Below are 8,345 nucleotides of genomic sequence, written 5' to 3'. Positions count from 1 at the left end.
GAGACCTTCACCCATCAACGACTCTTACAGCGTGTCGTCACACTTTCTCAACCAACCTGCCTGGGCAGTACAGCTAGTCGGCGGGCATGGCGAACGCGACGAACTGGGTCACCTCGCGCGGCGAGAAGTTGTCGTCACTGACCAGCACTACCGTCTGCCTGCCATCGGACAGACGCGGCCCCAGCGTCAGCCCCTCGATGTTGTCCAGCGGGTCCAGCCCGGGCGTGTCGGACAGGTCGGCCAACAATGTCTTGGCCATCGGAGTCACGGCCACGCCGGCGAGCGCCGGCATATCGAGCACATCGGTGGCGCCGGCGATCTCGGCGCGAAACAGCCGCACCGTCGGACGATCGCTGAACGCACGCTCGATCACCAGGAACGCGGTGTCCGACAGTGCCACCAGGTCGGTGAGACCGTTGGTTCTGGCCGGTCCGGTGGCGGGCTCCAGCGGGTAGGCGTACTGCGCGACCGGTGCGCCAGGGCCCTCGTCGGAATCGAGCCGGTAGGCGGTGACGCGGGTCAGCGCGCCGTGGACGCGATCCGGCAGCGGTCCGTCGTCATAGCCCGGGCCTTCCATAGCGGCGAACAGCATCCGCCCGTCGGCGGTCACCGTCAGGCCTTCGAGGGTGGTATTGCGGCGCGGCCCGGTGGGCTCCGCCGACATCGCCAGCTGCGGCGGGATGGGAAACCGACCGAGGTAGCTGCCGTCGAGCCCGGCGGTCCGCACCCACGGGTCGGCCAGCACCGCACCGCGCGGGCCGTCGGTTCGCCGCTCCCCCTCCGACGACCAATACAACCGCTGCCGGCCGGAATCGAACGCGATGCCTTCGGGGTCGGGCGGGATGACCGGCGGCGTTGCATCGAAGGCCTGGGGCCCAAACGGGCGCCCGCCCTCGTCCAGCAGCGGATGCATGGCGCTGATCGCCACGTCATCGACGCCGCGGTCGGACACCGAGAGCCGCACGGTGTAGAACCGGGCCGGTCCTTTGGCCGACCGGTCGTCGCTGATCACGTAGTAGCAGTCGCGGCCGGGGTCGTAACTGATTCCGGACAGGCCGCCCACGACGGTGCCGGCAAACGTGCTGTTCGACGCCAGTTGAGCTTGGCCGAGGTACTGCAGTCCGGTGGTCGCCGCCGGGGTATCGCACGGTGCGCAACCCGCAAGTGCGGCGCCGCCGGCGAGCAGCACACCGCATAGCGCCGGCAGCCGACTGCGCTTCCCACCCACATCCGTAATCTAAACCCGGTTTATCGGCGGCCCCGCCTGGATACGGTGGGTGAGGTGACCACTTCCGATGCCCTGCGCGACACTTTGGACGGCCGCTGGCGGACGGTGAAAAACCAGGTCCGGGCCACTCTGTGCGATGAGAAATTCCGTCCGCACTACACGCCGAACACGGTGATCGCCCGAGCCAAAGTCGCCGAGCAACTCAAGATCATGGCCGGATCCGGCGTGGCGGCCGACAGTTTCCGCAAGGAACACGGCGGCACCGGCGATGTCGGCGCGGCAATCACCATGATCGAGATGCTGGCGATGTCGGACCTGTCGCTGATGGTCAAGGCCGGAGTGCAGTGGGGGCTGTTCGGCGGGGCCGTGGAGAACCTCGGCACCGAGCGCCACCATCGCGCCTACGTCGAGAAGGTCATCGACCTCGACCTCCTAGGGTGCTTCGCGATGACCGAGACCGGCCACGGCAGCGACGTGCAGTCGCTGGAGACCACCGCCACCTACGACCCCGCCACCCAGGAATTCGTCATTGACTCCGCCACCGGCTCGGCACGCAAGGACTACATCGGCGGCGCCGCCGAAACCGCGGCCGTCGCAGCGGTTTTCGCCCAGCTCATCACCGGCAACGAGAACCACGGCGTGCACTGCTTCCTGGTACCGATCCGCGACGCGCAGGGCAACGACCTGCCCGGTGTCGCCACCTCGGACTGCCACTACAAGGGTGGCCTACCCGGGGTGGACAACGGGCGCATTGTCTTCGACCACGTCCGGATCCCACGGGAGAACTTGCTGAATCGCTACGGCGAGGTGGATCCCGACGGCAACTATCGGTCGCCGATCGAGAGCGACGGTCGGCGGTTCTTCACCATGATCGGCACCCTGATCCGCGGGCGGGTCTCGGTGGGCGGCAGCGCGGGTGCGGCCGCCCGGGTCGCACTGGATATCGCCACCCGATATGCGTTGCAGCGCAGGCAGTTCAGCGCACCGAGCGACGACGGGGCCGAACGCGAGGTGCTGATCATGGATTATCTGGTGCACCAACGCCGGCTTTTCCCGCTGATTGCCCGCTCCTATGCGCTGCAGTTCGCCCAGAACGAGCTGGTGGGCCGCTGCCATGATCTGCAGACCGCGGATGAGCCCGACGCCGAGGAACAGCGGGAGCTGGAGGCACGAGCCGCCGGACTGAAGGCAGCCAATACTTGGCACGCCTCCCGCGCCATCCAGGAGGCGCGAGAGGCGTGCGGCGGCGCCGGGTACATGGCCGAGAATCGGCTGATCGCCCTGCGCGCCGACATCGACGTGTTCACCACCTTCGAGGGCGACAACCACGTGCTGACGCAACTGGTTGCCAAGCAGCTGCTGACCACGTACGCCGATGACATCGCCGATATGAGTCCGGTCGGGTGGGTGCGGTTCGCGGCCGAAGCCGTCGGGGATCGGGTGCTCAAACGCACTGCGGCCGAGACGATCATCCAGACCATCGTGGACGCCAGGCAGGACAGTGAGGAGGAGGGCAGCCTGTTCAACCGGGGCACCCAGGTGCACATGTTCGAAGATCGCGAGGAGTATCTGCTGACCTCGGTGGCACGGCGGCTCAGAGGCAAGGCCCAGGACATGAGCGACTTCGACGCCTTCAACGCGGTCCAGGACCACATGCTGCATGCGGCCACCGCTCACATCGACCGAGTCGTGTTGGAGGCGTTCGTCGCCGGAATCGACTCCTGCCAGGATCCCGAGGCCCGCGATCTGCTGGAGCTGGTGTGCGACCTGTACGCGCTCAGCGTCATCGAGGACGACAAGGCCTGGTACATCGAGCACCGGTATCTGTCCACCGATCGGGCCAAGGCGGTCACCCGCGGGATCAACGACCGGTGCCGAAAGTTGCGCCCACACGCGCAGACCCTGATCGACGGGTTCGGCATCCCCGAACAACTGCGGTACGCCGAAATGCTGCATCCGGAACACTTGTCGCTACCGCCCGCCGGTGCGTCCACCGGGTAGCCGTCTTTATAGGCTGTCTGGACCCCAGACCGAACAAAGGAGTACCTCTCATGGCGTGGTTCCTCGCCCTGAATGCCACCCCCACCAAAGGCGTGCAAGCGCCTACCTATGAGCTGCACGAGACCGCCGATCTCGAGCGGATCACCGAGGAGATGGCCACCTTCGCGGCCACCGACCGGGCCGTAGCGGTTCCGGCCGTCTTCAACAACGGCCGCCAGCAGGTCACCGTGTATGTGCGTCCGGCCGCCTGGGGCGCGTGGGCGATCTACGAGCTCAGCGAAGAAGAACGCCGCGAAATGATGGCCAACAACCCGCTGGTCAACGCGCTCGCCCAGGCCCGTGCCGCCAAGCAGCAGGGAGCGCAGCAACAACAGGTGCCTGGGATGTTCGCACCGCAGCAGCCGCCTTCGCAGGCGGGTCCGTCAGTGATTCCCCGGCTGGACTAACGCCGGTTTCAAACGTGGCTCCCCCGGGTGGACTCGAACCACCAACCCTCCGGTTAACAGCCGAATGCTCTGCCAATTGAGCTACAGGGGATTGCTGTCCTCGCGGACTTGCAAGACTCTAGCGCATACCCAAATCACCGCCGTGCAACGGGGGTCGCACCCGGCCCCCGTTGCACCGCGTGAGGCAGGATGGAAGCACTGCATCGACTGTTCTAAGGGGCCGCATTGATCGGGTATGTCGTGGTGATGGGGGTCGGCTACGTGATGGGCACCAAAGCCGGCCGCCGCCGCTACGAGCAGATTGTCGGCACCTATCACGCGGTGACCAGTAGTCCGGTCGCCAAGGCGCTGATCGACAAGGGACGGCGCAGCATCGCCGACCGGATCCATCCCGATCCGACGATGGTGACGCTGACCGAACTCGAGGACGGCATCACGGTGGTGCGACCGGAAGAACCGGACGACGACCCGCAGCGGTGAGCCGTCAGCGCGCCGGGGCACGCACTGCCATCAGGCGGTCAGATCGTCGCCGCTGGCCTGCTCCAGCAGACTGCGCCGGTAGGCCTCCATGGCGACCAGGTCGCCGAAGAGCGCGTGGTATTCGTCGCTGTGCTCCACCGGCGACATGCGCTGCAATTTGGACTTGACCTCGGCGATCTGTCGGCCCACCCACACCTCTTGCAGCCGGGCCAGCACCCCGCCGATATAGCGCGGCAGCTTGTCCTCGTCGACGCAGACGGCCTCCACGCTCAGCTCGTGGATCAGCGCGGTGGTCAGTGACGAGGGCGTCTGCTCGCGCACTGTTTCGATCCACTGTGCACCGCCGGCGCCGGCCACTCCCGCGGTCCCCCCGGCTGCATCGATCGCAGCGCGCACCGCGGCATAACCGGGGTGGGTGAAACTCTCCACCGTCAAGGTGTCGAACACCGGCCCGGCCAACGCCGGGAACTGCAGTGCCGCCTTGAGTGCCTCGCGCTGCGGCCACAACGTCGGATCGGCCGGGTTAGGACGTGCGACCGCCGGTTGTTCGGCGGGTTTGGCAGCTGACGGAGCCGCCTGTCGTTCCCTGGCCGGTCCGGTGCCCCTGGTGTCGCCCTTGGCCTCGTTCCTGGCCTGTGCACGCACCCGGCCGATCACCTGTGCGACGTCGTCCCAGCCCACCCAGCCGGCCAGCTGACGCGCGTACTCGTCGCGCAGCGTCGGGTCCTTGATCTGGGCGACCATCGGCACGCAGCGGCGCAGCGCGGAGACTCGGCCCTCGGCCGTGTCCAGGTCCATTTCGGTGAGGGCGGTGCGCACCGCAAACTCGAACAGCGGGGTACGGCGTGCCACCAGGTCACGCAGCGCCTCGTCGCCGTGCGCCAGACGCAGATCACACGGGTCCATGCCGTCGGCGGCGACCGCGACGAAGGACTGACCGGCCAGCTGTTGCTCACCTTCGAGCGCCTTGACCGCGGCGGCGCGGCCCGCCGCGTCACCGTCGAAGACGTAGATCAGTTCGCCCCGAAAGAACTTGTCGTCCATCATCAGTCGGCGCAGCATCGCAAGGTGCTCATCACCGAACGCGGTACCGCACGAGGCGACCGCGGTGGTGACACCTGCCAGATGCATCGCCATGACATCGGTGTACCCCTCGACGACGATGGCCTGGTGTCCACGGGCAATGTCGCGTTTGGCCAGGTCGAGACCGAACAGCACGTTGGACTTCTTGTAGAGCGTGGTCTCCGGGGTGTTGACGTACTTGGCCTCCATCGGGTCGTCATCGAACAACCGGCGGGCGCCGAACCCGATCACCTCCCCCGCCGACGAACGGATCGGCCACAGCAGCCGGCGGTGGAATCGGTCCATCGGGCCGCGGCGCCCTTCCCGGGACAGTCCCGCAGCCTCCAGTTCCTTGAACTCGAAGCCCTTGCGCAGCAGGTGTTTGGTCAGGCCGTCCCACCCGGACGGGGCGAAACCACAGCCGAAGCGTTCGGCGGCCGCGGCATCGAAGTTTCGCTCGGTGAGATACTTTCGCGCCGGTGCGGCCTCGGGGGTGCTCAGTGCCGCGGCGTAGAACTCCGCGGCCGCCGTGTTGGCGGCGATCAGCCGGCTGCGGCCACCGCGCTCGCGTTGGATGTTGGTCGCCGACGCACCGGTGTAGGTGATGGTGTGGCCGACCCGGTCAGCCAGCAGTTCCACCGCCTCGACGAAGCTGGCGTGCTCGATCTTCTGCACGAAGGCGTAGACGTCGCCACCCTCCCCGCAACCGAAGCAATGGAAGAGGCCGTGGTTGGGCCGGACGTGGAAGGACGGCGACTTCTCATTGTGAAACGGGCACAGACCCTTCAGCGAGTCCGCGCCGGCGCGCCTGAGCTGCACATAGTCACCGACCACGTCCTCGATTCGGACACGTTCGCGGATGGCGGCGATGTCGCGATCGGAGATACGGCCTGGCACTGGGTCAGTCTAGAGCGCGCCCTGCGCCTAGCCCCCTGATGCCGGCACTGCCCATGCTTTAATGACGGGTCAACTGCTGCGTCAGGGGCGTAAATGAACTCGAAACGGGTCTGGTTGGTGACCCTTGTCGCCGTCGCCGTGCTCGCCGCGGCCGCGGTGACGACCTGGCTGGTGCTGCCCGACCGGTCCCGTGGTGCGGCCGGTGTGAGCGGCGAGACCGTCAAGCAGGTGCTGCTCAACGGCACCGAGCTGACCGCCATGCTGGATCAGCCCTTCACCACTGTCACCGGCCCGCCGTCCTACGGCGGCCTGGAGGCCATGGACGACTCAGCGACCCCCGGCGACTGCGTCGGGGTCTTGGACGTCGCGCAGCGCAGCGTGTACGCGTCGGCCCCGGTCCAGAGCTACGCGCGTGAGACGTGGATCGACTCCGCGCCCACCCGCGACGGCTTCAAGCCGCTCGACACCCGGGTGATGTTCGTCAAGGAGGCCGTGGTCGCCCTGCCCACCGCCGCGGACGCCCGGCAGCTGTTCGACAAGTTCACCGAGCAGTGGAAGCACTGCGACGGACAACCGGTCAACGCGGCCGACCCGGACACCGCCGGATCCCCGCACCTTCCGGGCACCGAGATGCACATCACCGACGTGCGGGTCACTGACGATGTGCTGGCCGCGTCGATCGTCCTCGACAAGAGCCCCAAGGCACCCGACACCCGCGCCATCGGCCTGCAGGACAACTGCATCGTCGGAGTTCTGATCGCCTTCACCGGAACCGAGAACGCCAGTGGCTCCGGTGACCCGCAGACCAGCAGCACCGATGTCGTGCGGGCCATGATGGACAAGGTCGCCAAGCTCGGCTGAGTTCACCCGCGGTGCTCGCAAGCGCGGCGAAGCCGGGTGCAGCCGGGGCGCCGCTGTGTCACTAGCCCGCGACCAGGCGTTCCAGCCGCCCCTCGGTGCACGATGCGATCTGGTCGACGATCACCCGCAGCCGCGCACCATCGTCGGCCGCGGCGGTGAACGCCGGAATGAAGAGCGGGTCCAGACTGTCCGGTGCCGTGGCGAGCAGCCGATGCGCGACCTCGTGCACCTGCTCGCGCTGAGCGGCCTGAATCCTGCGATGCTGATCCGACGAAATGATGAACTGCACCGCAAGGGTTTTCAGTACGGCCACTTCGGCTCGCACCAGTTCGGGCACCGCGAGGTCTGCCTGGTAGCGGGTCAGCGGCCCGGGACCGGCGACAGCGTGGGTGGCGGTGATCGCCGCGGAGGCGAAGCGCCCGACGAGCTCACTGGTCAACCGTTTGAGTGCCACCGACGCCGACAGGGTCGCGTCGTAATCACCCACGGCGGCCACCACCGGCAATTCGGTGAGTCGGCGAGCCGCCCCAGCCAGATCGTGCACCCCGTCGGGGTCGCCCAGACGCGTCAGCTCGGCCACGGTCGACGCATCGGCGAGTACCCGCAGATCGATCCGACCTGAAATGACGCCGTCTTCAACGTCATGCACCGAGTAGGCGACGTCGTCGGCCCAATCCATGATCTGCGACTCCAGGCAGACCCGCCCCTCCGGAGCCCCGCGACGCATCCATTCGGCGGCCGCCCGGTCGTCGTCGTAGAAGCCGAACTTGGTCCGTACCGAGCCGTCCGCCGCGCGACGGCGCCACGGATATTTGGTGACCGCGTCGAGCGCCGCCCGGCTCAGATTCAGCCCCGCACTGGCACCGTCAGGCGCCAGGACCTTGGGCTCCAAACTGGTCAGGATTCGAAAATTCTGCGCATTTCCCTCGAATCCACCACAGCTCGAGGCGATTTCGTTGAGCGCCTGCTCACCGTTGTGACCGTAGGGCGGGTGGCCGATGTCGTGGGCCAACCCGGCCAGGTCCACCAGATCAGGGTCGCAGCCGAGTCCGATCGCCATCCCCCGCCCGATCTGCGCCACCTCCAGCGAGTGGGTCAGCCGGGTACGCGGGGTATCGCCGTCGCGGGGGCCGACGACCTGAGTCTTGTCGGCCAGCCGACGCAGCGCAGCGCTGTGCAGCACCCTGGCCCGGTCGCGGGCGAAATCGGTGCGATATTGGCCGCCGGTTCCGGGCAGGCCGGCGGTTTTCGACGGCTCCGCCACCACGCGGTCGCGGTCGTGCGCGTCGTAGCTGTCGCAGGAGTTTGTGGCCACCGCCGCCAGTCTATTTTGACCCCGGCCGGGACCGTGACACGCCGGGCCGAAGTTC

The 8,345-nt window shown here is 67.5% G+C and carries 7 protein-coding genes and 1 tRNA gene; 4 read left to right on the top strand and 4 right to left on the bottom strand.

Annotated elements, in window-relative coordinates; translation table 11 throughout:
• Positions 1–73: 73 nt before the first annotated feature.
• Positions 74–1,228, bottom strand: coding sequence for an esterase-like activity of phytase family protein (locus ACJH71_RS14115; protein WP_406758626.1), 1,155 nt, complete (start codon positions 1,226–1,228; stop codon positions 74–76).
• A gap of 54 nt (positions 1,229–1,282) precedes the next feature.
• On the opposite strand from ACJH71_RS14115, the gene ACJH71_RS14110 reads away from it, so the two are divergent.
• Both ACJH71_RS14110 and ACJH71_RS14105 read left to right on the top strand, forming a co-directional pair.
• A complete protein-coding gene (locus tag ACJH71_RS14110; protein WP_406758625.1) occupies positions 1,283–3,229 on the top strand; it encodes an acyl-CoA dehydrogenase in 1,947 nt (648 codons plus the stop codon).
• A 50-nt stretch (positions 3,230–3,279) separates the two neighbouring features.
• A complete protein-coding gene (locus ACJH71_RS14105; RefSeq protein WP_406758624.1) occupies positions 3,280–3,675 on the top strand; it encodes a hypothetical protein in 396 nt (131 codons plus the stop codon).
• A gap of 15 nt (positions 3,676–3,690) precedes the next feature.
• On the opposite strand, the gene ACJH71_RS14100 is transcribed toward ACJH71_RS14105, so the two are convergent.
• A tRNA-Asn gene (locus tag ACJH71_RS14100) sits at positions 3,691–3,766 on the bottom strand.
• A gap of 134 nt (positions 3,767–3,900) precedes the next feature.
• Here ACJH71_RS14100 and ACJH71_RS14095 point away from each other — a divergent pair.
• On the top strand, positions 3,901–4,155 hold the full coding sequence (locus tag ACJH71_RS14095) for a hypothetical protein (RefSeq protein ID WP_067971485.1): 255 nt from the start codon (positions 3,901–3,903) through the stop codon (positions 4,153–4,155).
• Between the two features lie 30 nt (positions 4,156–4,185).
• Here ACJH71_RS14095 and dnaG read toward each other — a convergent pair whose 3' ends face one another.
• Positions 4,186–6,114, bottom strand: a complete 1,929-nt coding sequence (gene dnaG / locus ACJH71_RS14090) for a DNA primase (protein WP_406758623.1) — start codon at positions 6,112–6,114, stop codon at positions 4,186–4,188.
• A 93-nt stretch (positions 6,115–6,207) separates the two neighbouring features.
• Between dnaG and ACJH71_RS14085 the strand changes: the two genes are divergently transcribed.
• Complete coding sequence (locus ACJH71_RS14085; protein WP_406758622.1) at positions 6,208–6,975, top strand: sensor domain-containing protein; 768 nt, start codon at positions 6,208–6,210, stop codon at positions 6,973–6,975.
• A 61-nt stretch (positions 6,976–7,036) separates the two neighbouring features.
• On the opposite strand, the gene ACJH71_RS14080 is transcribed toward ACJH71_RS14085, so the two are convergent.
• Complete coding sequence (locus ACJH71_RS14080; protein WP_406758621.1) at positions 7,037–8,290, bottom strand: deoxyguanosinetriphosphate triphosphohydrolase; 1,254 nt, start codon at positions 8,288–8,290, stop codon at positions 7,037–7,039.
• Positions 8,291–8,345: the final 55 nt, after the last annotated feature.

This window comes from Mycobacterium sp. SMC-15, assembly GCF_045310925.1.
Classification (GTDB): domain Bacteria; phylum Actinomycetota; class Actinomycetes; order Mycobacteriales; family Mycobacteriaceae; genus Mycobacterium.
This window is presented reverse-complemented; position numbering and strand designations above follow the sequence as displayed.